24 protein-coding genes are annotated in these 24,733 nt (G+C 44.1%); 9 read left to right on the forward strand and 15 right to left on the reverse strand.

The annotated features are described in order from the left end of the window. Nucleotides 1-37: 37 nt before the first annotated feature. From D7Z94_RS15335 to D7Z94_RS15345, 3 genes are read left to right on the forward strand one after another with little or no spacing between them, the layout of a single operon-like run. Nucleotides 38-2,422: an efflux RND transporter permease subunit gene (locus D7Z94_RS15335; RefSeq protein WP_120712473.1), complete on the forward strand. Its 2,385-nt coding sequence runs from the start codon at nucleotides 38-40 to the stop codon at nucleotides 2,420-2,422. Nucleotides 2,423-2,451: 29 nt separating this feature from the next. Next, complete coding sequence (locus D7Z94_RS15340; RefSeq protein WP_120712474.1) at nucleotides 2,452-3,225, forward strand: outer membrane lipoprotein-sorting protein; 774 nt, start codon at nucleotides 2,452-2,454, stop codon at nucleotides 3,223-3,225. A 20-nt stretch (nucleotides 3,226-3,245) separates the two neighbouring features. Beyond that, nucleotides 3,246-4,541, forward strand: coding sequence for a hypothetical protein (locus D7Z94_RS15345; protein WP_147415910.1), 1,296 nt, complete (start codon nucleotides 3,246-3,248; stop codon nucleotides 4,539-4,541). A 13-nt stretch (nucleotides 4,542-4,554) separates the two neighbouring features. On the opposite strand, the gene D7Z94_RS15350 is transcribed toward D7Z94_RS15345, so the two are convergent. After that, complete coding sequence (locus tag D7Z94_RS15350; protein WP_120712476.1) at nucleotides 4,555-4,950, reverse strand: ACT domain-containing protein; 396 nt, start codon at nucleotides 4,948-4,950, stop codon at nucleotides 4,555-4,557. A gap of 154 nt (nucleotides 4,951-5,104) precedes the next feature. On the opposite strand from D7Z94_RS15350, the gene ctlX reads away from it, so the two are divergent. Further along, nucleotides 5,105-6,037 carry a citrulline utilization hydrolase CtlX gene (gene ctlX, locus D7Z94_RS15355; RefSeq protein WP_120712477.1) on the forward strand — a complete coding sequence of 311 codons (933 nt, stop codon included), beginning with the start codon at nucleotides 5,105-5,107 and terminating at the stop codon, nucleotides 6,035-6,037. Nucleotides 6,038-6,149: 112 nt separating this feature from the next. Here the strand turns inward: ctlX and D7Z94_RS15360 are convergent, their stop codons facing one another. From D7Z94_RS15360 to D7Z94_RS15410, 11 genes are all read right to left on the reverse strand, one after another. After that, nucleotides 6,150-6,671 carry a dihydrofolate reductase family protein gene (locus D7Z94_RS15360; protein WP_120712478.1) on the reverse strand — a complete coding sequence of 174 codons (522 nt, stop codon included), beginning with the start codon at nucleotides 6,669-6,671 and terminating at the stop codon, nucleotides 6,150-6,152. Nucleotides 6,672-6,896: 225 nt separating this feature from the next. Further along, nucleotides 6,897-8,144 (reverse strand): sensor histidine kinase, encoded by a 1,248-nt coding sequence (locus D7Z94_RS15365; RefSeq protein ID WP_120712479.1) that lies wholly within the window; start codon nucleotides 8,142-8,144, stop codon nucleotides 6,897-6,899. Beyond that, nucleotides 8,141-8,821 (reverse strand): response regulator transcription factor, encoded by a 681-nt coding sequence (locus tag D7Z94_RS15370; RefSeq protein WP_120712480.1) that lies wholly within the window; start codon nucleotides 8,819-8,821, stop codon nucleotides 8,141-8,143. The genes D7Z94_RS15365 and D7Z94_RS15370 overlap by 4 nt, the downstream gene beginning before the upstream one ends. A 126-nt stretch (nucleotides 8,822-8,947) precedes the next feature. Next, entirely contained in the window at nucleotides 8,948-9,406 is a 459-nt protein-coding gene (locus tag D7Z94_RS15375; protein WP_120713151.1) for a V-type ATP synthase subunit K, read from the reverse strand. Between the two features lie 40 nt (nucleotides 9,407-9,446). Next, the gene (locus D7Z94_RS15380) at nucleotides 9,447-11,294 is read right to left on the reverse strand and encodes a V-type ATP synthase subunit I (RefSeq protein WP_120712481.1); all 1,848 of its coding nucleotides are present in this window, start codon (nucleotides 11,292-11,294) and stop codon (nucleotides 9,447-9,449) included. Beyond that, on the reverse strand, nucleotides 11,291-11,902 hold the full coding sequence (locus D7Z94_RS15385; protein ID WP_120712482.1) for a V-type ATP synthase subunit D: 612 nt from the start codon (nucleotides 11,900-11,902) through the stop codon (nucleotides 11,291-11,293). The genes D7Z94_RS15380 and D7Z94_RS15385 overlap by 4 nt, the downstream gene beginning before the upstream one ends. Before the next feature lie 2 nt (nucleotides 11,903-11,904). Beyond that, nucleotides 11,905-12,474: a hypothetical protein gene (locus D7Z94_RS15390; protein WP_120712483.1), complete on the reverse strand. Its 570-nt coding sequence runs from the start codon at nucleotides 12,472-12,474 to the stop codon at nucleotides 11,905-11,907. Next, on the reverse strand, nucleotides 12,471-13,070 hold the full coding sequence (locus D7Z94_RS15395; protein WP_120712484.1) for a hypothetical protein: 600 nt from the start codon (nucleotides 13,068-13,070) through the stop codon (nucleotides 12,471-12,473). The genes D7Z94_RS15390 and D7Z94_RS15395 overlap by 4 nt, the downstream gene beginning before the upstream one ends. Next, complete coding sequence (locus D7Z94_RS15400; protein ID WP_120712485.1) at nucleotides 13,063-14,394, reverse strand: V-type ATP synthase subunit B; 1,332 nt, start codon at nucleotides 14,392-14,394, stop codon at nucleotides 13,063-13,065. The genes D7Z94_RS15395 and D7Z94_RS15400 overlap by 8 nt, the downstream gene beginning before the upstream one ends. Beyond that, complete coding sequence (locus tag D7Z94_RS15405) at nucleotides 14,375-16,123, reverse strand: V-type ATP synthase subunit A (RefSeq protein WP_211341791.1); 1,749 nt, start codon at nucleotides 16,121-16,123, stop codon at nucleotides 14,375-14,377. The genes D7Z94_RS15400 and D7Z94_RS15405 overlap by 20 nt, the downstream gene beginning before the upstream one ends. A 13-nt stretch (nucleotides 16,124-16,136) precedes the next feature. Further along, entirely contained in the window at nucleotides 16,137-17,279 is a 1,143-nt protein-coding gene (locus tag D7Z94_RS15410) for a universal stress protein (protein ID WP_120712486.1), read from the reverse strand. Nucleotides 17,280-17,713: 434 nt separating this feature from the next. Between D7Z94_RS15410 and D7Z94_RS15415 the strand changes: the two genes are divergently transcribed. Genes D7Z94_RS15415 through D7Z94_RS15430 form a run of 4 tightly spaced genes read left to right on the forward strand, consistent with a single transcriptional unit; the run spans nucleotide 17,714 to nucleotide 21,879 of the window. Continuing rightward, the gene (locus D7Z94_RS15415) at nucleotides 17,714-18,508 is read left to right on the forward strand and encodes a universal stress protein (protein WP_120712487.1); all 795 of its coding nucleotides are present in this window, start codon (nucleotides 17,714-17,716) and stop codon (nucleotides 18,506-18,508) included. A gap of 7 nt (nucleotides 18,509-18,515) precedes the next feature. Then, on the forward strand, nucleotides 18,516-19,169 hold the full coding sequence (locus D7Z94_RS15420) for a succinate dehydrogenase cytochrome b subunit (protein WP_120712488.1): 654 nt from the start codon (nucleotides 18,516-18,518) through the stop codon (nucleotides 19,167-19,169). Between the two features lie 8 nt (nucleotides 19,170-19,177). Beyond that, nucleotides 19,178-21,085 (forward strand): fumarate reductase/succinate dehydrogenase flavoprotein subunit, encoded by a 1,908-nt coding sequence (locus D7Z94_RS15425; protein ID WP_120712489.1) that lies wholly within the window; start codon nucleotides 19,178-19,180, stop codon nucleotides 21,083-21,085. 47 nt (nucleotides 21,086-21,132) lie between these two features. Further along, complete coding sequence (locus tag D7Z94_RS15430; RefSeq protein WP_120712490.1) at nucleotides 21,133-21,879, forward strand: succinate dehydrogenase/fumarate reductase iron-sulfur subunit; 747 nt, start codon at nucleotides 21,133-21,135, stop codon at nucleotides 21,877-21,879. Between the two features lie 159 nt (nucleotides 21,880-22,038). Here D7Z94_RS15430 and D7Z94_RS15435 read toward each other — a convergent pair whose 3' ends face one another. The 3 genes from D7Z94_RS15435 to D7Z94_RS15445 all read right to left on the reverse strand — a co-directional run bounded on the left by D7Z94_RS15435 (nucleotide 22,039) and on the right by D7Z94_RS15445 (nucleotide 23,829). After that, the gene (locus tag D7Z94_RS15435; protein WP_120713153.1) at nucleotides 22,039-22,911 is read right to left on the reverse strand and encodes an HAEPLYID family protein; all 873 of its coding nucleotides are present in this window, start codon (nucleotides 22,909-22,911) and stop codon (nucleotides 22,039-22,041) included. Between the two features lie 82 nt (nucleotides 22,912-22,993). After that, nucleotides 22,994-23,374 (reverse strand): hypothetical protein, encoded by a 381-nt coding sequence (locus D7Z94_RS15440; RefSeq protein WP_120712491.1) that lies wholly within the window; start codon nucleotides 23,372-23,374, stop codon nucleotides 22,994-22,996. Between the two features lie 125 nt (nucleotides 23,375-23,499). Next, nucleotides 23,500-23,829 carry a hypothetical protein gene (locus D7Z94_RS15445; protein WP_120712492.1) on the reverse strand — a complete coding sequence of 110 codons (330 nt, stop codon included), beginning with the start codon at nucleotides 23,827-23,829 and terminating at the stop codon, nucleotides 23,500-23,502. Nucleotides 23,830-23,857: 28 nt separating this feature from the next. Between D7Z94_RS15445 and D7Z94_RS15450 the strand changes: the two genes are divergently transcribed. Beyond that, nucleotides 23,858-24,730, forward strand: a complete 873-nt coding sequence (locus tag D7Z94_RS15450) for a transposase (protein WP_120712493.1) — start codon at nucleotides 23,858-23,860, stop codon at nucleotides 24,728-24,730. The last annotated feature ends 3 nt before the right edge of the window (nucleotides 24,731-24,733 follow it).

Below are 24,733 nucleotides of genomic sequence, written 5' to 3' on the forward strand. Positions count from 1 at the left end.
TTAATAGGCGACTGGTCAACTACTAAACCTAAACATTATGAATGCACTTAAAAAAGCGGGAAATTCCGTAAACACTTTTGCCAAAAAATGGGCGGAATTTGTCATTAAGTTCAAATGGCCCGTATTCCTGCTTACTATCTTATTGGCCCTTGGTCTGGCCTCCCAGGGAAAAATGGAATTTGATGGAGACTATCACGTCTTCTTCAGCGAATCCAATCCGGAGTTGGAAGCCTTTGATGCCCTTCAGGAGAAATACACCAAAGACGACAATATTGTGATTGTTTTGGCTCCTGATAATGGCGAGGTTTTTACCAGGGAAAATCTTGTTGCTATTGAAGAACTAACGGCAAGCGCTTGGAATACCCCTTACTCTTCAAGGGTAGATGCCGTAACCAATTTCCAGCATACCAGTGCCGACGGAGATGATTTGTATGTGGATGATTTATCATACGAATCGGCTACCAAAACAGATGCTGAGATTAAGGAAATCAAGGCAAAGGCCTTGAAAGAACCCTTGCTTTTGCACAGAATCATCAATGAAAAAGGGAGTGTTACCGCAATCAATGTTACGGTACGATTACCTGGGGTAGACAGTGCTGCTGAGATTCCCGAGGTTACCGTGGCTACTCGAAAAATGGTGGACGAATTCAAGGAGAAACATCCTCAATTTAAAGTGTACACTACAGGTTTGGTTCCACTGAACACGGCGTTTTTTGAAGCTTCGCAAAGCGATTTGGCACTTATCGGAATTATGCTACTCATTGTTGTAGTCGTTACATTTTTACTTACTCGAAACTTTTTTGCCACCCTTTCCACACTTGTAGTGGTCCTGTTCTCTATTATGAGTGCTGTTGGTTTCATTGGCCTTACTGGAATAAAGCTTACCCCTCCCTCAGCGGTATTTCCAACAATGATACTCACCCTTGCTGTGGCCGATAGTATCCATATCCTTGTTACCATGTTGCAAAAGGTTCGTAAGGACGGGATGGGTAAAAAAGAAGCTCTGGTAGAAAGTATGCGTCTTAATTTTATGCCTGTCTTTATTACAAGCCTCACGACCGTTATCGGATTTTTGACTATGAATTTTGGTGATGTACCCCCTTTCTGGCACTTAGGGAACATTACGGCGTTCGGTATGGCCATGGCATTTCTTTATTCCACCACCACTTTGCCAGCACTTATGGCCATCTTTCCCCTTTGGAGGAAAAAAGTGGCAAGCAAAAAAGAGGAAAAGATAGGTATGTATACCAAATTAGGTCTTTTTGTGACCAGGCAACCGGCTCGTTTAGCAGTAATTTCCCTTGTCGTTATCGCCGGCCTTACTTATTTGGCGACATTAAATGTATTTAATGACGAATTTGTAGAATACTTTGATGATTCGGTACAGTTTAGAAGGGATAGTGATTTTATAAACGATAATCTTACCGGTTTTTACAATGTGGAATTCTCAGTGGGAAGTGGCGAAAGTGGCGGAATCAACAATCCGGAATATCTCCAAAAACTAAATGCTTTTGAGGATTGGCTAAATGACCAATCCGAGGTGGTCCACGTGAATGCCTTTAGTGAAGTGGCCCGAAGGGTAAATCGTTCAATGCACGGGGACGACCAAACCTATTATCGGGTACCGGACAATCGGCAAGAAGCGGCACAATTTCTCCTGTTATATGAGTTGTCATTGCCTTTTGGTCTGGATTTGAACAACCAGATAAATGTGGATAAATCAGAAACACGGGTAACGGCTACTTTAAAGAATATTTCCAGCGCTGAGATGATTGCCTTCTCGGCCCGGGCAGAGGAGTGGTTGAGAAACAATACGAAGGAGCCCATGCATTCCATTGGCGTTAGTCCTACCATGATGTTCTCCAAATTGGGGTTTAGGCAGGCAGACAGTATGTTCAATGGAAATATTATCGCCCTGATCCTCATTTCATTAGTATTGATGTTGGCCCTGCGCAACTTTAAACTTGGCCTTTTAAGTATTATTCCCAATGTAACCCCGGTCTTGGTAGGTTTTGGAATTTGGGCGCTTTATAAAGGGCAAATCAACACAGGGATGGTCATTGTATTTGGAATGACCTTGGGCATCATCGTAGATGATACCGTGCACTTCATGAGCAAGTTTCTAAGGGCACGTAGGGAATTGGGATATGATGCCAAACAAGCGGTAATCTATGCCTTTGAGACCGTGGGCCGTGCTTTGGTCACCACTACCGTGGTATTGTTGTCCGGGTTTGCGGTACTTTCAACATCTTCCTTTGCCCTGAACAGTTACATGGCCCGAATTACGGTCATCATTATTACCGCCGCATTGATTATTGATTTTCTCTTGCTTCCCGCTCTTTTGATTTTGTCTAGCAGAAAAGATGAAGCGGTTGAAGCTATACCAAATCAATTGAAGCCAGAATTAAAACTTAACAAATAGTACTCACTTTAAACATAAATCATACAAAAATGAAAAAATCGATTTTAACCTTAGCTGCATTTTCCGTAATAAGTTTGGCCTTTGCCCAAACACCTGAAGAACGTGGATTGGAAATAGCCAAAGCTGCAGAACTTGCCGATGAGGGATTTGGAAGTTCTTCTGTGGAGCTTAAAATGGTCTTGAAAAACAAAAATGGACAGACCAGTGAGCGGACCATGACCACCCGAACTTTGGAATTAACAGAAGATGGCGACAAGTCGCTTATCGCATTTGGCAGCCCAAAGGATGTTAAGGGAACCGCTACCTTGACCTATACCCATAAAGTGGGTTCCGATGATCAATGGCTGTATTTGCCTTCCATCAAAAGGGTAAAGCGAATTTCATCCAATAACAAATCCGGTCCTTTTGTGGGAAGTGAATTTGCCTACGAGGACCTTTCCTCCCAGGAAGTAGAGAAATACACCTATAAGTTTTTGGAGGCAAAAGGGAATTTACTATTGGTGGAACAGGATCCCGTAGACCCCAAATCTGGCTATACACGTCGTATAGTTACCTATAATAAGGACAAAGGATATCGCATTGAAAAAGTGGAATTTTATGATAGGAAAAATGCCCTATTAAAGACCCTGACCTATAGTGACTATAAATTGTACAAAAACAAGTTTTGGCGTGCGGCTACCTTTAATATGGTAAATCATCAAAGTAACAAGGAAACCTTGTTGCAGTTTAGTGATTATGATTTTGGGGTCGCTCTTTCTGAAGACGACTTTTCCCAAGTAGCTTTGCAACGGGCAGGAAGATAAATTTAGCAAGGCAGGTCGAAATGATGTTGGTCGATACCTTTATCGGTTCCACCGGAAATACTAATGGTATCATGATTTTGGGCCTGCCTTTACTTCAATATGTACAGATGAAAAACAGGAAGGTATTGGGCATTCTTTGCCTTATAGGATTTACATATGGATTTGCTCAAAATGATGATGCCAAAAAAAAAGTGGAACATGACCTTGAGTTGGAAATAGAAGCCGAGTATCGGTATTTTTTTGACCCTGGCCAGTTTGATGGGCAAGAAGCGCACTATCCTTCTCTGGCCTTCCGACCGGAGTATTCCGCCTCCTGGAACAAAGGCTATGAAAGTATCAATGCAAAAGGTTTCTTTAGACTTGATCGAGATGACGAGCGTACGCATTGGGACATCCGTGAACTCTACTACCAAAAGGCAAAAGGGAGTTGGGAATTGAGCGTAGGATTGAAAAAGGTGTATTGGGGTGTTATAGAGAGCAATCATCTGGTGGACGTCATCAATCAGACCGATGCCGTGGAGACCTTTGATGGAGAGGAAAAATTAGGACAACCTATGGTGCAGTTCAGTTGGATTACAAATTCATGGGGAACATTCGATTTCTTTTATCTGCCCTACCACCGTAAGCGCACATTTCCCGGGGTAGCGGGTAGGTTGCGCTTTGGAACGGTCATCAATCAAGATGATTTGGGTTACGAAAGTGGCGCCGAGGAATGGCGGCAGGATTTTGCGTTTAGATGGAAACATTATTTCGGGATTTTTGACGTTGGACTTTCGCATTTCTATGGTAATGGCAGGGAACCACTTTTTTTGTTCGAACCATCAGGTGCTATCAATTCCTTTTATCCCGTAATCCATCAGAGCGGATTGGAGCTTCAGGCTACGCATGATGCTTTTCTGTGGAAATTGGAATCTATTTACAGACATGCCGAAGCCCAGGATTTTTTTGCACTGGCAGCAGGACTGGAATATACGTTTAGCAATATAGATGGGAATGGTTTAGATATAGGCATACTGGGAGAGTACTTGTACGATGAAAGGGACGAACTGGCCTTGACCGCCCTTCAGAACGATGTATTCTTTGGTAGCCGAATCGCGTTCAATGACAACGCGGATACTTCCATTTTAATAGGAGGTATTACTGATTTGGAATCCAGTAGTAAAATTTTTAGTCTGGAGGCTTCCCGACGTTTTGGAAGCACTTGGACTGTGGAAGCAGAGGCCCGGATTTTTAATGCCATCGATGAAAATGAGCTGATTCTTTCGAACTTTCGAGACGATAGTTTTCTGCGGATAGCCATTTCCAAATACTTCTAAAAATGCCTGTTATCTAACCCATGCACAAGGCCTTCAAAATATCGACGGCCTTATTTCCTTCTGCATGGGGAACAAAAAGATGATCGTGGTAGTAGCCGGCAACCACATTGCAACTAATATTGTGCTCGGCCAGGGCCGTGGCCACTTTAGCCGTAAGTCCCTTGGCTTCTAAAGCGGAATGTACGTTGAGGGTTATCCAAGCGGCAACAAATTCATAAGTTAGCCCATAGGCTTCGGCCTGGGTACGCTCCAGGATAACCGTAATACCTTCTTGTTCTTTGAATTCGCATAAAATATTGGCTCGGTCTATAGTATCGGTCGTACTTACGGTTGAAAACACATACTCCCCAGGGTTAAGTCTGGGATCCATTTCATTGATCAGTTTTTTTAGACGGGTTTCTCCGGACATGGCATTGATTTACTAATGAAAAAAGTCTTTAATCCTTGCAGGCAAAGGTTGTCTTTTTTTGTTTAAATAGGATGAAAGACCCTGAGAAAAATCATAATTTAGCCCCTTGGGTCTACATAATCTCAATATCGCTCAGGTATTCCATTTATACACTATGACACAGGTTACAAATACTATCTTGATGATTCGGCCGGTTGCCTTCCGTATGAACGAACAAACCGCTGTGAATAATTATTTTATGGAGCATTTGGAGCTTAACGACCAAACCATCAATTCTCGGGCACAAAAGGAATTTGACAATTTTGTAACTATTCTGCGCAGTAAAGGTGTGAATGTTATAGTAGTTGATGACAAAAAAGAAACGGACACTCCGGACTCCATTTTTCCCAATAACTGGGTGTCTTTTCATGCCAACGGTACCGTTGCAATTTATCCCATGTTTGCCAAAAACCGAAGAAGGGAACGGCGCGAGGATATTTTTGACATTCTTGAGGCCAACGGTTTTAGAATTAACAATATCTTGGATTATACTTCCGCAGAGGAGGAGGGAATATTCTTGGAAGGTACGGGAAGCATTCTAAAGGATAGGGTCCACCAAAAAGCATATTGCGCTTTATCCGAGCGAGCGCATGAGGAATTGTTTATAGAATTCTGTGAGGATTTTGATTGTTTTCCTGTCATTTTTACGGCCAACCAAACGGTACGGGGAGAACGCCTCCCTATTTACCATACCAATGTAATGATGGCCATGGCAGAGAATTTTGCAGTGATTTGTCTAGATGCCATCGATGACAAAGCAGAACGTAAGGACGTTGTTGAGCATCTAAAAAAGGACGGTAAGGAAATTATTCCTATCACGGAACTACAGATGCACCATTTTGCAGGTAATATGCTGCAAGTAATCGGCGCAAATGACCAACGCTTTATGGTAATGAGCTCAGCGGCTTTTAAAAGTCTAAAACCTAATCAAATCAAGGCTATCCAAACACATTGTGACATTATTCACAGTCCGTTGGATACCATCGAAACATGTGGAGGCGGAAGTGCCCGCTGTATGATGGCTGAGGTGTTTTTGCCAAAGGCTTAGTCTTGTTCGGGGGTGGTAAAATATTACTTGAGGTAGTGTCGTGAGATTCTACTGTAACCAATTGAATTCCTTCAAAATAGCTAACAATTGCCGAGCTAAGGTGATGTATATACTATTCCTTTTCTACTGTATAATATAATTGCACCAATCCGGTGGAAAAAGTCTTCGTGTCCGTTAGTCTCAGCTTTTTTCTCCTTTCAATAGCGGAGAACAAAGGTTTTCCCTTTCCAAGTAGTAAGGGATGTACAGAAATCATCAGTTCATCCACAAGGTTTAGATTTAGCATCGTCGTAGTTAGGTTTGCTCCACCAAAAAGCCAAATATCCTTCCCTGGGGCGTTGATTAGGTCCCGTACTTCATTTTCAATATTTCCACTTATAATTCTTGAATGGGCATCTATATTCTTCAGTGTTTTGGAAAACACCACTTTCTTCTTGTCAGAAAACGCATTGGGCATTTCCTGGACCAATTGCTCATAACTTTTTCGTCCAAAAAAAATGGTATCGATCCGGTTCAAAAAAGCCGTCATCGAATAATCCTGATCTGTTAAACACCAATCAATCTCACCGTTCTCCCCTTCAATGAAAGAATCGAGGCTTGTACATAAATTCAATATTATTTTTCTTTTGCTCATTTGATCTTTGTGAAACGCAATATAGTTAGTTCTAAATCTGTTTATTATGCTGTTGAAGGATTAGCCAACCTATCCCATGGAAACTATCAACGGACGGTAAAGTTAGTTTATCGCGGTGAATGATTTTATTTTGATTCCTAATTTATTGAACGATGAATTTAATGAGACGGGAATGATAGGCTATTCTTAGTAATACCATTCCAACTGCTGTCAACAAGACATGGTCTATTGAAAAAACAAAGAAAACGTGTGTATTCGCCCTTGGCGATTATAATCCAAACGAAACCCGTAAAGTTCGCATATTCTTTGATTTATGGCCAAACCCAGACCCAGGGATTCCTTTGATGCATTTCCCTTTTGAAAACGATTGAACAATTGCGCGGTTTCTATCAGCGATTCGTCCCCAGTATTGATGATCTCAAATTTCTCCTCGCTCAGAAACATTTCTATAGAGCCCCCTTCATGATTGTGTTGTACGGCATTTTTAATCAGGTTGGTGAAGAGGATGTCCGCTAAAACAAGATCACATTTAATCTTAACAGGATTCAAATTGGTTTTTACCTTTAGTTTTTTAAAGGTAATCATTTCTATCATGTTGTTCATGATGTTCTCTATAAGGAGGCGAACATCAACACTGTCCAACCGCTTAAATTCCTGATTCTCTATTCTGGAAATCAAGGTCAGGGACTTTTCAATTTTTGATAGTTTATTGGTTTCCTGATAAACGGCCTGTACCCATTGCAATTCTTTTGAATCAAGGTTTTGGCTTTCCAGGAGCAATACAATTTTGTTACGGATAATGGCCAAAGGGGTCTGTATCTCGTGCGAAATGTTCTGGTTAAATTCCTTTAGATTTTGAAAATCTTTTTTCACTTGGTCTATCAATGATGTGACCACCTTGTTGAGCTCTTCAAATTCCAAAATATTGGAAGGTTCCAAATGAATAGATTGTTTTTGGGCAACATCGTAATTGTTAAGGGTCGTAAGGTTTTTAAAAAATGGACTCCACGCCCACCGGTATATTTTTTGGTTGATGAAAAACAATCCCGTTACCAAAACCAATAAGACCAATGTTGTGGTTACAAAAAGCAATAGGATCAATTCATTGATTTCCAAAAGAACATGTTTCAACGAAATCCGCACATTTTGTGAATGGACTTGTGCGATGAACTCATAGGTGCGATAAGGGATGCGTTTATCGGCATAGGCCTCGTAGAACAAGGTATCCTTAAACTTGGGGGAAAATGCGATGTCCTCACTAACGGGTGTAGTCTCGAACAAATAGTTGGAAGCGGGAAATGTACCTTCTTCGACGAGGTGAAAGTTGATCCGTTCACTTTCATGAAGTAATATTTCCTCCACTTCGCTATTGACAATGTATTGGATGAGATAATAATCTACCGTAACCATAATCGGAAAAAGGAAAGCCAGAAATATGAGGTAATATGTATTGGTCTTCCTAACTAAGTTCATTCGCGGTCGGTGAATTTATATCCTACACTATAGATGGACTTAATATAGTCCCTCCCTCCCGATCCTGCAATTTTTTTCCTCAAATTGGCCAAATGGGTATAGATGAAATTAAAGGAATCGGCCATTTCAATATGGTCGCCCCAAAGGTGTTCCGCTATCGCCTCCTTGGTCAAAAGTCTATGCCGGTTCACCACAAAAAAGTGGAAAATGTCAAACTCTTTTTTGGTAAGGTTCAAAAGGTGATTGTTTACAAAGACTTCATGGCTGTCCGGCTTTATCTTGATTTCGTTAAAAAAGATTTCCCTACTTCCATTGTAAACTTTCCTTCGGTACAATGCTTTGATCCGGGCGTTCAGCTCGGCCAAGTAAAAAGGTTTGGTCAAATAATCGTCCGCGCCTATTTCCAATCCGTGTATTCTATCACCGACCGCGTTCCTGGCAGAAATAATGATGATGCCCGCATCAATGTTTTCTTTCTTTACCTCCTTAATAATATCAAGCCCATTGCCATCAGGTAACCCAATATCGACTATCAAAATGTCATACGGAAAATAACCTACCTTGCTATACGCCGATTTATAAGTATGGGCAATTTCACAAATGTTCCCCTCCACTTCCAAAAAGTTTTTGATGTCCTTCAGAAGTTCAATATTGTCCTCGATAACCAATATCTTCATAGTGGAAGGCTTTGGGTGAATATATCCTAAGGCATAAATCTAGTGGGTATGGGTTAGATAAAACATGACATTATACCATATGGGTACTAAAAAAAATCTAAAAGTTAAAATATGTATCGACTTGGATTAGGTGGTAGGCAACCCGGTCATGGTAAAGATCATGACGAAAAGGGCTACCGTTTCCACAATACCGATAATCATGATGTATTTTGCCGTATCATTGGCACCCGATGCAATAGCATCACAGGCCCGTGCCCCTGTCTTTCCCTGAAATATGGCCGAACCGGCCATGGCCGCCCCTGCAACCAGACCGATAATGATTTGCCAGAGGTAGGAGTCAGGTGCCAGGTCGGCATCGGCGATGGCGTTTTTGAGAATCATGCCATAGATAACCTGGGAAAGTGGGGCACCTACAAAAATGAGCAGGGCAGTAGCCGCCTTTTGTCCACTGGTTATCATTTTCTTCCAGGCCCCGATAGCGGCCATACCTGCTATTCCGGTTCCTATTGCAGACCCTATAGCGGCAATGCCCAAGGACATTCCCATATCGCCCAATCCTGTTACCGTCGTTGTTAAAATTGCCATATCTACCATGATTTTATAGTTTAATAATTTTATGATTTTTTTATAATGTTGGGGCCGGTTCCATCTTTTCTGGTTCTACTACGCTTTTTTGGGAAACCAGTGTAAACGGTTTATAGGCTTCGCCGGAGAACTGTACACCAAGATGCCCTGCAAACTCCAGCATATTCAGGCGTATCCCATGTACCATAACCGCCATGAGGGCGAGGGCAATATTGAGTCCATGCCCCAAGAGCAATGCAATGGCCGCCATTAACAAATCCAAAAGCCCCATATCGGTAATCCCTTCGGGCAACACCATATTGTTGAAACTCGCCGCAACGGCTGTCGTTGCCATACCTACCGCAAAAAGTCGTACGTAGGAAACAATGTCGGAGAATCCACTAATTAAGCTTAACGGCAAATTGGCCAATGAAACCAGCATGCTTTTCAAAAAGTTCTTGCTTTCGACCGAGAAAAGAGCAACCAAGGCTACTCCCGCTATAAATAGCCAAGGCCCCCATATGGGCATAGTCTTGCCCAGTACCAATTGCTCGGTCAAGAAGAACAACCCCCACACCAAAAAGATCCAACCTATTTCACTAAGGGCCCGTATGGAGTTGATAAACTGGGCAACGCGAATTCCATGGGCCACGGTTAGGTGAATGGCCCCTATCAGGAACGAGAGATGCATCATAAAGGAAACATTATCGAACCCGAAGCTGGCAATTTCCTCAACGATCAAGTTCTTGAAAAAGGGAAGGGCGGCTATCTCCTCGGCACCAAAATAGGTGCCACTAAGTATTCCCCAAACAATGGTCGTGCCACTGAGAACATAGACCAAGATCTGCATCTGGGGCGTTAGTTTTTTACGAAGGAATAAGGTAACCAATAGAAAGATCAAGCCGTATCCTGCATCACCGACAAGCATGGCAAAAAATAGGGCAAAGGCCACCAAAAAATAAATGGAGACGTCGACTTCCTTGTATCCGGGTACGATATCTATAAATTTCATTACCGGGTTGATAATACTGATCCACTTGGGATTTTTGATGAAGACCGGTACCTCTTCCGGTTTTTCAGGCTCGGTGATGTGGTAACCCCAATGGTTCTCTTCCGCTTTTGCAACGAAATCATCTACGGAATCGCAAGGTATATATCCTTTAAGGTATTTCAACTTGCCATCAATGTCGCCCATACCTCCCAAGGTCTGTTGCATACCTAATCGGTCTTTCAACAATATGCGGTATTCCTCCAGCCAGTGCAGATGTTCGGTTTGATCATCCAAAAAACGTTCTACTTCGGTCAATTGCCGTTTTTTCCTTTTAATCTGTCGTTGTATGGACCCCAGAGATAATTTCGGGGGGACTACCTCTTTTTGATTTAATTTTTCATGTTCGTTTTGAGTAACCAATGCCGTCGGTATCTTCCCGTTCTGTTCAGGGAAAGTTACGACGGTATGGTCTTCCTTCACTTTGGGTATCATTGATTTGCCCAAAAGATAGAGCCGAATGTAAATCCCTTTTTTCCTAAGGATCTCAAAGTCCTTTACGTTTACCTTTTCGCCCCAGGTTTTGTACCAATCCAACTGTAGGTAGAGCTCATCAAGTCGGTCTTTACATCTTCGCTTAATTTCTTCTGTCATCAATACGCGCTCTACAAGCTGTTTGGGATCCTTGGCTGGATATTTTACCCGGGTGATGGTATCTTTTTTCTTTTTTGAATGTTCCTTAAGGGAGGAAATTGCATTTTCAGTTTTATTGAGCGAAACCAATCGCCTTTCGGCAATTCCATTGGGCGATCGGTCAATTTCCTTGATGTCCATCACTCCGAGATTTCCGAGCACACGAATGGTTTCGTCCACGGAACGTGCGGTGGTAAAGAGCAGTATTTCCTTCATCCGAACGATCATGCCATGGCCTTTTTTTCCTGTTTCTTCTTTTTTACCAGTTTGGCACAGCCTATGGCCAGTCGCTCTACATCGCCCAGATAGATTTCAATTTTTCGAATATTCTCTTGGGTTTCCGGTATAAACACTTCCTTTAATGCATTTTTCATCCGGCGGGCCTCGGCAAGTTCTTCCTTGAGCAATTCCAAATTTCGTTCTTCGATTTCCACCAAGGTCCTGTTGGTCTTTTGCTCCCGTATCGCCTCTAGGGCGGCATCGATCCAAAGTGGCGTATTGAAAAGATCTACCTCCACTTCCTTAAACGCGATGTCCTTAAACGTCTCTATGGTTACTCCAGCGATTTCCCGTTTTTCGGTGACAACTTCATTGACTTTTACCAATTCGGACAGGTCAATGGTCTCCTCGGCCATCACGGCCACCCATTTTTTTGTTTCCGCATCAGTCGTCTCAATGGTCCGTTTCAGCCGAATAATATTATTTTCCGTAGTCTGTACTACCTCCTTCAACTGCTGTTCCTTCATCTCAAAGACGGGTAGGGCCGTGTTGTATTCCCTCAGCTCTATTTTCAAGGCGGCCAGGGTGTTTTTGTTCATTAAGATCTTATCCGCCATGTTCAGTCCTTCTTTGTAATGTGTAAGAAATTGTCGAACCCTACTTTTTGATCAAAACTCCACCATCGCAATAAGAGCAGCAGCTTCAGTTTATAGATGATCAAGGCCCCAAAATCGGTATAATGTCCAATGGAAAGCCCGTCAAGTTTGTCCCATTGCATCTTTAAAATTTGAATTTCCTCTTCCAGCGGAGTACCCAGTGTTAAGGGTAGCGGTTGCTTTTTGGCCATGGTGGCATCCACCCTTTTTTTTCGGGAGACGCGAAGTTGTTCGATATCACTTTTAAGCCTATGGACATAAGTGGAAAAAGCCGATAGAATTTTGTTTTTACTGCGTTGGAAAATTTCCTTATGGATATCCTCCAATGTAATTTGTTGTAACGTACGGGATGCCCTTGAGGTTAAATAGTTACCGGCCTCTTCGTCCAAAATAGCAATGATGCTTTTTTCCTCCCCTGAAGGCCCTGCATATTTTCTTAGGATGGAAAACACCCTAAGGCGTTCCTCATCGGAGTCTTGAAAATACAGATGCGGGAAGCTGCTCATTACATATTCCAGGTTTCCGGTAATCATACCTCCGATTCATTTTTAAGGATTTGAACCCATTTTGGACTAAGATGAACGTTTAAAAGTTCGGCGACTTCCTCGGACGAAATATGGTAACTCCATCCTTGATCCGTTTTGGTTATAGAGAACCCATTGAGAATAGTGGCATCCTTGCTGATAGAAGCCAGTGTATCCGACGTCTGCAAACGTTTCTGGATTCGGTCTACCAGCTTTGCCTCGGCATTCTCCGGAAGCTTTAGGGTAACTCCACTACCTACGTTTTCGATGACTTTTAGGACGGCTTCCTCCAAAAGATCCGGAGTAAGGGCAGTTTCTATTTCCCTTTCCAGTACAGCCCCAAGAAGTTTCAACAAATCGTTGCGTACCGAAACGGTAAGATCCCTTGCCGCTTGCTTAAGGGCACCTTCCCCTTTGTTGAGCGTGGCTTGGGCCTCTTTCTTGGCGTCTTCCAGAAGTTCTTCTTTTTTGGCTTCCGCATCCTTTATGATTTTTTGGGCCTGTGCGCGTGCCTTCTCCACGATATCCATCGCTTCGTTGTCCGCTGCCTTGATAGCTTCCGATTTTAGGGTGGCAATCAGTTTATCCAAGGTTTTCTCACTCATGGGTCATCTCTTTTAATATTTTGAACTTCCCTTTTTCCGGCCAATACGCCTCGATCAGCTTGGAGGATAGCCCTACCTCTTCCTTTTTGAAATGTTGGGCAAGGGTATCCCAACACAGGTCTAGGGCATCTTCCAGTTCCAAGTAGCGGAAGGGATCCATCAATTCGGTTTGGAAGGTCTTTCGGTAATCCAACAACCGCAACGAATAGTCATCCTTCACCGAACCGAATTTCTGGGCCTTTACCCGTTCTTCGGCTTCTGAAAGCAACCGCGCCATAGCATTCATGATACTTCTATGATCCGGACGGGTCCGGTCGTTTACTTGTTGCTTCAAACGGCTCAATGATCCGAACAGTTCCAGATATCCGTCCTTCATATAGAATTGTCCTTCGGTAATATATCCGGTGTTGTCCGGTACGGGATGGGTAACATCGTCCATTGTGGTTACCCCGAGGATGGTCAAACTTCCTGCACCCTCAATATCAGCCGCTTTTTCGTAACGACTGGCCAACTGGGAATACAGGTCGCCCGGGTAACCTTGATTGGCCGGAATCTGATCCTGGGCATTGGCTACTTGCCGCAAATAATCGGACCATTGGGTCATATCCGATAGCAGTACAAAAACATTTTTACCCTGTAACGCAAATTGCTCGGCTACGGCCAGGGCCAAATCGGGTACCATAAGGCCTTCTACTATAGAATCCCTATGCGTATGGACAAACATGATGGTCTTGTTCTTACTTCCGGCCTCTTCAATACGCTGTCTGAAGTAATGGAACTCATCATATTTGAGTCCCACCCCACCGATTATGATTACATCCGCATCGGTCTGGGTAGCGATATTGGCCAATAGGCGGTTGTAGGGTTCGCCTGCCTTGGCAAAAATGGGTATCTTTTGGGAACGTACCAAGGTGTTGAATACATCGATCATGGGTACCCCTGTACGAATCATATCCTTGGGGATGAGCCTTTTTACTGGATTAATGGAGGGTCCCGCCACCCGAATCATATCGGACAGTAGTTCAGGACCTCCGTCTATGGGTTGGCCATTGCCCGAATAGACACGCCCCAACATATCATCGGAAAATCCTACTTGGACCGGTTTTCCCAGGAAACGGATCTTACAATCGGTAGAGACCCCGAATCCACCTCCGAACAGTTGAAGGGTCACCTGATCGCCATCCAATGCAATGACCTGAGCAAATGCCTTTTGTCCGTTGGGATAGATTACCTCTGCCAATTCCTTATTGTGTACACCCTTGGCCTTAATGCCCAGAATGGCGCGCCCAATACTGTCTATATTCTCATACGTTTTCTGCAACATGTTCCCTTTGTTTGACCAAATTCACTAGTTTCATTTTTTGTTTTTCGAAGCCCTCCTCATCGGGTTTCATATAGTTCCAGTCAAGAAAAGCTAGTCGGATGAAATTAAAATGCGACCGTATCCCTTCCTTACCTTTAATACCTACCGTTGCGTCTATGATTTCCTTCACCATATCGAACATGGCCCGCAACCGATCGGGAGTGGTTACCCCATCCACCTCATGAAAACTGTTCTGTTGCAGGAAGACGGCATCGAGCAATTCGGCCTTTTGGTGACGGATATAGGCTTCGTCCGTGATACCCTTTTCGCCCATCAGGATAATATTGGAAGCTATGGTCTTACCATCCCGTAACAGCTCCAATAAAAAGTTCACCTCTTCCCGATTCAGCAACGAGGGATATTTGGAATTACTATCAATACGGTCTATGGCGGGATATTTCCGTGCATCGGACAATGCCCGGGATAACCCCCAAAAAGCCCCCGTACTCAACAAAGTGGCCTGCGTTACCGGTTCATCGAAGTTCCCGCCCGCTGGAGAAACTGTTCCGATAATACTTAAGGATCCGGTTTTTCCATCGGGTAGCAATTCAATTCCCGCGCGATCGTAGAAAGCGGAGATCAATGTGGAAATATACATGGGGAAGGCTTCGGGACCTGGAATTTCCTCTTTTCGTCCCGAGGTCTCACGGAGTGCTTGTGCCCATCGGGAAGTAGAATCAGCTAGGATAAGCACATTGAGCCCTTGTTTGCGGTAGTATTCCCCCACGGTTGTGGCCATGTAGACAGATGCTTCCCTGGCGGCCACGGGCATGGATGAGGTATTCCCCACAATATAGGTACGGTCCATCAAGGACTTTCCCGTTCGTGGATCGATCAGTTCAGGGAAGTCTTTAAAGACCTCCACAGCTTCCCCGGCGCGTTCGCCGCAAGCTGCGATGATAACCACATCGGCCTGTGAATGCCGGGCCAAACTATGTTGCAATACCGTCTTGCCTGCTCCAAAAGGTCCTGGATTGCATGCCGTACCGCCATAGGCAATGGGAAAAAGGGCATCTAGAATCCGGATTCCCGTGGGCATTGGATCTATGGGGACGGAACGCTCATTAAAGGGCATAGGTTTTTTTACGGGCCACTCGAATACCATTTTTAGTTCCACGCTTTTGCCCACGGCGTCCTTTATAACGGCTATGGGCTCATCTACGGTATACTCTCCCTCGGGAGCTATTTGCTCGATCGTGTGATCCCCCTGTATGGAAAAGGGGACAAAAATCTTGTGTTCGAACAGTTTTTCAGGAACGGAACCCAGTACGGTACCGCCCGTTACCAAATCCCCTTTTTGCACTGAAGGGGTAAAGTGCCATTTAACCGTGATATCCAAGGGCTCTACTACGAGCCCCCGCTCCAAAAACCATTCTTTCTTGGCCAATTCGTACAAGGGGTTTTGCAGACCATCCGTTACGGAACCTAAAATGCCGGGCCCCAGTTTTACGGCCAGGGGAAGACCAGAAAATTCCACAAGGTTGCCTACTTTCATCCAGCCGGTATCTTCAAAGACCTGTAGATATACTATATCATTGGGTTTCACATCAATGACCTCCGATTTGAGCCGTTTGCCGTCCTCAATGATAATATAGGCTACCTCACCGTTCATGACAGATCCCTCCGTAGTTAGGGCCCCAACAAGGGATTCGTTGACGCTGACTACTTTTCCTTTTGCTTTTTGCATCATGTATGGATATTTTTTAGCTACCGCGAAGTTTTCGGACTTCTTCCTCTATTTTTTGATACCAGATCTTGTCCATAATTTCCTTGGCATTTCTTCTGTACATCCTGGCCTTCTCCGGTCGGTCCAGTTTTTCATAAACCTTCGCAAGCCCTTTATATGCTGGTACGTGCATATCATTAATGCTTAAACAGGCCTTAAACTGACCAATGGCTTCTTCATGGAAACCATCCTCCATCAACTGCAGGCCGGTACTGTGAAGTTTTTCGATGTCCTTGATATGCGTTTCCAGTTGTAGGGAGATGACATCCTCGGATTTTAGGGTGAGGAAGGAACAGGGCACTTCCCTTACCACCTTTTCGGTAACGCTGCCCATGATCATTCGGTTAAGCCCCGTCCTTCCTGCAGTACCCATGATGAGCAGATCGATCATTTTTTTGGAAATGGCACTCAATATCTCCTTGGCGGGATTACCTTTAGGGGTTTCTTTTGTCCAATTAAGATTTGTTAGGTCGAACCCGTTTAAAAAGGAATCGAATTCCTCCTGATGTAGGGTATATCTAAGCTCATTTTCCTGTTCCTTGTCCTTTTCCGATGTAAACCAGATGGAGCCTTGCAATTCGCATACCGCGAGAATGGTGAGTTCCGACTTGAACCTACGGGCCATGGTAATGGCGTTTTTAAGAGCCCTTTTGGAAGATTCGGAAAAATCAACGGGACAAAGTATATGACGTACATTGAGCAGGATTCCTTCCTTGATGACGAAAACGGGTTTTTCGCTTTTTTGGATAATACGCTCCGTAGTGGTACCCAATTGAAAGGTATCCCCCTTTTTGCTTTCACCGGAACCCGTAAGAATTACATTGGCGTTTATATCCACCGCGGCCCTTACGATAGCCTCGTGGGGAGAACCAAACGCCAGTAAGGGGTTATCCAAGTCCACCCCCTCATTCTCAATACGTTGTGCCGTTTCTTCCAATTTTGTCATGGCTGTTTCATTTAGCAAGGCCTTGACCTTCTTATTTATGATATCATCCGGCAGTACATGAATGGGAACAATTTTCGATTCGAATATTTTTGCAAGTTCAATTGCGCTATGCACCAAATTTTGGGAGGATTTACTAAAATCCTGCGCCAATAAAATCTTTTCCAAAAGCTTCATAAAACAACATTTTAATGTGCAGGTTCTCGCTGATTACGGACCAGAATTATGACTTAGAATTGATGGTTGCAAATCCGATTTTGGAACCATCCCCTGAAATTTGTATAAAGCTAGTATGCAATTCTTCAGGGAAACTTAAGAAATGGGCCGAAGGAAGAGGTTCAAGTAGAAAAAATATGGACAAGATCTAAAGGGTAGTTTGTACAACGGGCGGGCGGGATTATTGGTATATCCGGCCCCATATAGTTTAGGAGTATTTGAAACAAATATTTATAGGCTGGGTCCCTTTCTAAAGTTTTGCTTTAGATTCTGTTATTAAATTTAAAGATACAAACAAAAATAAGGCTGCGAATAGTGTTTAAGAATGATGTTGTTTTAGAAACTCTAAGATAGTCTTATCCTAAAATAGTTCAGCAATTAAAATAGCTTGAAAAATGAATAAGATTCTTGTCCCCGTCGATTTTTCGAATACCTCATCCAATGCCCTGTCCTATGCCACGGAATTGTTTAGGGGATCCGCCACAGAAATTACCGTTTTACATGTATACGGTACAAAGTCTACCGCACTTCTAATGAAGAACATTAATAGTGTGCTGGAGAAGGATGCCAAGCGCAGAATGGATGAACTGTTGGAAAACGTTCAAAAAAAGCATCCCGATTTAACGCTAAAGACCAAAATCATTAAGAATTATGCCGTTTCTGCCATAGCATCACTAGGGGATAGTGGTCATTATGATTATATTGTGATGGGTACCAAAGGGGCGAGCGGACTCAAGGAGGTTTTTTTGGGAAGTGTTGCGGGCGGTGTCATTTCCAAGACCTCGGCCCCCGTAATAGTAGTTCCGGCCGGGTATAGTTTCCGTTCACTTGAGGAAATTGTCTTTGCGGTCAGTGATGATCCTTTTTCCGATGCTAATCTATTGGAACCTTTGCGAAAGATCGCCACCATGCATCAAAGCAAGGTAAAAGTGCTACATATCGCGGATAAGAAAACACCTCAAATTGAAAAGGCCTTGACCGCTATCGAAGACTTGAATCCATCCGTAGACTATGCATTTGGTACAGGTGATACCAATAAGGACTTGAACGATTACATGATGAAGGATTTTGCCGGTTTGCTTTGCCTTATCCGAACAAAGAAAGGCTTCATGCATCGACTTCTCAACGAAAGTGTTACCTTAAAGCAGACTTTTAACAGTCCGGTACCGTTGCTTATCCTACATGATTAGATCTTAGATGTTCCTTAGAAAAACCATAATTGCCCTTACGGGCCTGTTCTTATGTATCTTTTTGATTGTACACCTCTCCGCAAACAGCATTTTGGTGCTTCCCGAAGAAATGGCAAGAGGCCTGTACAACTCGTATTCGACCACCTTAAGGGAAAGCCCGCTGATTAAGATTGTGGCCTACGTACTATACTTGTCTATTGTGCTGCATGTTATCTATGCCCTATTGATTGTTTTGAACAACCGAAAGGCAAAATCAAAGCGCTACTTGCTAAACCGTAATAGGGAGAATAGCAGTTGGACCTCCCAGAACATGGGACTTTTGGGCATCATGATACTGTTGTTCATCGTGGTACATCTCGCCAACTTTTGGGCCCGTATCAAGCTGGGCCTAGGTGAAAACGTAGCTCTGGATGCCAATGGCCACGTAGATGTTTATGAGGTAACCTACAGTCTTTTTCGAAATATCTATTACGTAGTATTCTATACAATTTTGATGATTCCCCTTGGGTTACATCTCAACCACGGATTGAAAAGTGCTTTTAAGACCTTGGGTTTTTACCATAAAAAGGGACTTCGAGTATTGGCGAAGATTTCATTGGTCTATGCTGCCGTCATGGCCGTGGGGTTTGGTTTGATTCCCTTCATTGTATTCTTAAAATAAATTTTCAGATGCTGAATTCAAAAATTCCTGAAGGACCCTTGGAGAACAAATGGAGCAGCTATCAGACCAAATCCCAGCTGATTAATCCGGCCAACAAGAAAAAACTGAATGTCATCGTGGTCGGTTCCGGGTTGGCAGGAGCCGGTGCCGCGGCCACTTTAGCGGAATTGGGCTATGACGTTACATGTTTTTGCTATCAGGATTCGGCACGTAGGGCCCATTCCGTGGCGGCTCAAGGCGGTATTAATGCCGCAAAAAACTATCAGCACGATGGTGATAGTGTTTGGCGAATGTTCCATGATACATTAAAGGGAGGCGATTTTAGGTCACGGGAGGCCAATGTATACCGCTTGGCGGAATTGTCGGCCCCGCTTATTGACCATTATGTACAACAAGGGGTACCTTTTGCCCGTGAATATGGCGGGGTACTTGCCAATCGCAGTTTTGGTGGTGTTCAGGTGCAGCGTACCTTTTATGCCCGTGGACAAACGGGGCAGCAATTGCTTTTGGCCGCCTATTCACAATTGTATAAAATGAAACGTGCTCAAAAAGTGGCTATGTTTCCCCGCCATGAGATGTTGGATTTGGTGGTAATCGATGGAAAGGCAAAGGGCATCATAGCAAGGGATTTGATCACTGGTCAATTGAAACGCTTTGCCGCAGATTCAGTTGTGTTGGCTACAGGGGGCTACTCCAGGGTCTTTCGGCTCTCTACCTTGGCTATTGGCTGCAATGGCTCGGCGATATGGAAAGCCCATAAGCGAGGGGCTTATTTTGCCGCACCCAGTTTTACGCAGGTGCACCCTACTGCGTTGCCCCAGACCAGCGAGGCACAGTCCAAGCTTACCCTAATGTCCGAATCCCTACGAAATGATGGGCGTATTTGGGTTCCCAAAAAGAAAGATGATGACCGAAGAGCCAATGCCATTCCTGAAGAAGAAAGGGACTATTACCTGGAACGGCGGTATCCGAGCTTTGGAAACCTTGCGCCGAGGGACATTGCCTCAAGGGCAGCAAAGGAGCGTATCGATGCCGGTTATGGTGTAGGGCCTTTCAAAAATGCGGTTTATCTGGATTTTAAACATGCGGTTGAACGTTTCGGGATTCAAACTATCCAGGATAGGTATGGTAATCTTTTTAAAATGTACAAGAAGATTACCGGAGTGGATGCCTATCAAGAACCTATGCAGATTTCACCTGCGGCCCACTTCTCCATGGGCGGACTATGGGTGGATTATGAATTGATGACCACCATCCCCGGGCTCTATGCCATTGGCGAATGTAACTTTTCAGATCATGGAGCCAACCGTCTGGGGGCCAATTCGTTATTACAGGCCAGTATTGACGGATATTTTGTACTGCCGAACACCATCAACAATTATTTGGCCGATGAGTTGAAGGAAGACCATCCTACTACAGATCATCCAGAATTTGACAAGGCACAGAAAGAAGTAGAACAACAAATCACAAAGCTTTTGACTGTAAGAGGCGACAAAACCGTGGATCACTTCCATAGAGAATTGGGCAAGGTTATGTGGCAGGAATGTGCCATGAGCAGAAATAAGGAGGGGCTTGGGAATGCTATCTCAAAGATCAAGGAAATTAGAGATGCCTTTTGGAACGAAGTCAATGTTACCGGGGGACAACAGGAAATGAATACTGAGTTGGAAAAAGCATTGCGTTTGGCCGATTTTTTGGAGTTGGGGCTCCTTATGTGCACCGATGCCTTTCAGCGGGAAGAGTCCTGCGGTGCCCATTTCAGGGAAGAATATCAGACCGATGAAGGTGAGGCTATGCGTAACGATAAGACGCATGCGTATGTATCGGCCTGGGCCTATGACAACGGAAATTTTCAGTTGCATAAGGAACCCTTGGTATTTGAAAACGTGCAACCGACCGTGCGAAGCTATAAATAAAGCATTGAAGAACATCAGAAAACTAAGCACTACAACGGAATACTACGATGAAGATAGTTTTTAAAATCTGGAGGCAGGTAAATTCTAAGAGCCAAGGGGGTTTTGAGACGTATGAGGTAGACGGATTAACGGAGGATATGTCTTTTTTGGAAGCTTTGGATTATCTCAACGAACGTTTGGTACAGCGCAATGAGAAGGTCATTGCCTACGAGTATGATTGTCGTGAAGGTATCTGCGGACAATGCGGGGTGTTCATCAACGGAAGGGCCCATGGTCCGCATGATAATATCACCACTTGCCAGCTACATATGCGAAGTTTTAAGGATGGGGAGACCGTAGTCGTGGAACCTTGGAGGGCAGCGGCATTTCCGGTTATAAAAGACCTGGTGGTCGACCGTTCCGCTTTTGACAGAATTATTGAGCAGGGAGGATATATTAGCGCGAGAACGGGAACCGCTGCAGAGGCAAATGCTATCCTTGTGGGGAAAGAAGTAGTGGATAGAGCTATGGACGCGGCGGCCTGTATTGGTTGTGGGGCTTGCGTCGCTACCTGTAAAAATGCCTCGGCCGCACTCTTTACAGCGGCAAAAATCAATCATTTGAACAGCTTGCCACAGGGGAAGCCAGAAGCTTCCAATCGGGTTTTGGAAATGACCCGTCAGATGGAACTCGAGGGTTTTGGGAGCTGTACCTTTACCGGTGCTTGTGAGGTGGAATGTCCAGAGGAGATTCCCATGATCAATATTGCCGAGATGAACGCAAGAAGGGTGAAGGCGAAATGGTTGGGTAAATGAAAACCTAGAGATACACTGCTTCTTGATGCTTTTTTAATTATGTTGGTTTGGTACTAAAACATAGGGTTTTTTGAGGTGTTATTGATTCCACCGAAGTTGAGGTGAAGTCGAAAATTCCATTTTCAAACCTACAAGCCACCCTATGTTTCAGTTTTACTCTTAACGGGGATGTTTCACTAATTTATGCGTAGGTTCCCATATAAGCCGGACAAAGGAACTAAACCTTTCGTTTTCCCTACTTACGGGTACTCCGGCCACTATTCCAATCAAAAGATTATCGGCTATACCAACTCGCATTTGTGGGCGAATGGTCATATCAAAGTCCTTCTTGTCCATAATTTTATTGAATTCAACGCCAATAAAGTTCCTTGTACCGCTTATCATATAATGAAAATTGGTATTGATGTGATAATCTGCTTTAAAGTCACTGGTTTTGAAATTCTGTTCTATCATGGGGCCTGTATAGATCAATGAGTGAAAATTGTTTCCCCAACGTTTGGCAACGACCAAGAACGGGTTATACACATTCCCTTTTATAAGAGGCTTCCCAAAGTTTTCAAAATCGGATAACTCAAATTCATTGATGTAGCCAATAGCCATGGACGTTGCCATGGATTCGTTTACAAAGAAAGACCATTGGGCCGCCAGTTTTATACTGTTCAATTGATTTGAAGGAACGGAATCCTTGGCTACACCGTTCAAGGGCGAATAAAAAGTGAATGGCAATTCCACTTCCAAACCTAAGCGATCCATTGGTGCCCATTCATACTCAATTAAGGCCTCATAAGAATCAAACCTTAAGTTATCCGTTAACCCAAAACCCAAGTTCCATTCCCTTTCACCTTTTCTGGCTCCAAGATCTCTTATAAGGTCTATGTACAATGGTTCTGCATGTAATACCTTGCCAGGTTCCTTGTAATCTTCTACTTCTTGAATATAAAGGCTGTCCTTTTTTACTTCTTCAGTTTGTGCCAAAGTATATATTGATGATGCCAATAGGAAAATTGGCACCACTATGTTTTTAATATTCATATTGATTTGTTTTTTGTGAATAAGAAGTTTATCCAATCTTTAGTTATTAAAAATTGGATGATTGTGAATACCTAAAAACAAATCAAATTTTGGGTGGGGGAGTGTGAAGTTGGCAATATCCGTTTGTTAAAAAAGCCCTATGATCGGGGTATGCCCGACTTATTGTTTCAAAAGGATTTTTTGAACCGGTTTGTTCGACCGAGAGCAGAACGATCAAATCGATTTTATTCTTTTTGTCATGGTCTTCGCTATCAGGATCATCGTATTCGGCGAAGGCATCCTCGAATCCCAATATTTTTTCTACAATAATTTCGATTAGACTCTCTTGGTCGTTAATGGTAAGATCTTCCGCAATGTGCTCTGGATTGGCATCCGCAGTGTCTACACTGATATTGAGGAGATACAGACCCATAAATCCCCAAAGAATTCGAATGAACCCACTATTTCTAATACGCCGAAACACAACGTAAATTTAGGGTTCTTTTCTCATATAATTATTAACGGATTGGTATATCCGCAAACTTTGCCCCCTGGTTTCCCATCTTTTGCAAATACAGGGAAAAGTACTTTATATAAAAGTGGACATAATTAATCGACAACCGAATCTATCCATTCGTTCGCTTTTGAAACCCTTGCCAGAGCCATCACGGAACCGTATTTGATTCTACGGTTCAATGCCCCGGAAACTATACCAACCAAAATGTGTTTGCCATGGTGGTACATAAACACTCCGCCACCGCTATCCCCTTTGGAACCTCCAATTTCTAATTCCAAAGGAATCGGTGAACCAAAATGGTTGAGTTCCCGATTTTCCGGATAATCAAAATCGCACACCGTAACGCTGTTGGTAAATTCCCTGTTCTCAAAAATGTTCGTGGCTGTTGCACAACTCTGATATTCATCAATTCTTGCTTTCATAAGCGTCGGGAAATCGGTAACTTATGGTATGCAAGGCAGAAAAAGCTACACCGAAAAACTGTTCCTCAGCTTCAGGCTGTCGGACCGTGTTCCCGAGGACAACCTTTACAGAAGGCTCCGCGAGACGCTCGACCTGAGTTTTCTTTACAGGGACACGAAGGAACTCTATGGCAGTACGGGCAACCCGTCCATTGACCCCGTTGTCTTCTTCAAGCTGTTGATCGCGGGATACCTCGAGAACATCACCTCCGACCGAAAACTGGCGGAACACTGTAGCATGCGGATGGACGTGCTCTACTTTCTGGGCTATGACCTGGACGAGGAGCTGCCATGGCACTCGACCATCAGTAGGACGAGGCAACTTTATCCGGCATCCCTTTTCGAGAAGTTGTTCAACAAGGTATTCGCCCTGTGCGTCGACAGCGGGATGGTTTCCGGCCACACCCAGGCGGTGGATTCGGCCCCGATAAAGGCCAACGCATCCATGGAAAGCGTAGTGCCGAAAATGCCCGCAGCCCCCATGGGGGACCACTTGAAAAAAGTGTCGGAAGAGAACGGGGGAACACAGCAAAGGCAAGCGAAGACCATGTCCCCCGCACATATCACCGCTCCCGAGCACCATCTCAGGCGCGTGGAAAAGCACCACCAAAACCTTCGGGACAGTCCGGTGCAACTGGTCGGCGCCCGCCATAAAAAGGCACGCCTGCTGAGCAACAAGACGCACTACAACCCCCATGACCCGGATGCCCGCATATCGGTAAAACCGGGCAAGGCCAGAAAGCTCAACTACCGTTGCAGCATGGCGGTGGATACCGCGGAAGGGGTCATTTCACATATCCAGGCGGACTTTGCCGACGGCAGGGACAGCCAGTACCTGACCGATATCAGCCTGCGGATCTAGAAC

It is taken from the genome of Ulvibacterium marinum, from assembly GCF_003626755.1.
Taxonomy (GTDB): domain Bacteria; phylum Bacteroidota; class Bacteroidia; order Flavobacteriales; family Flavobacteriaceae; genus Ulvibacterium; species Ulvibacterium marinum.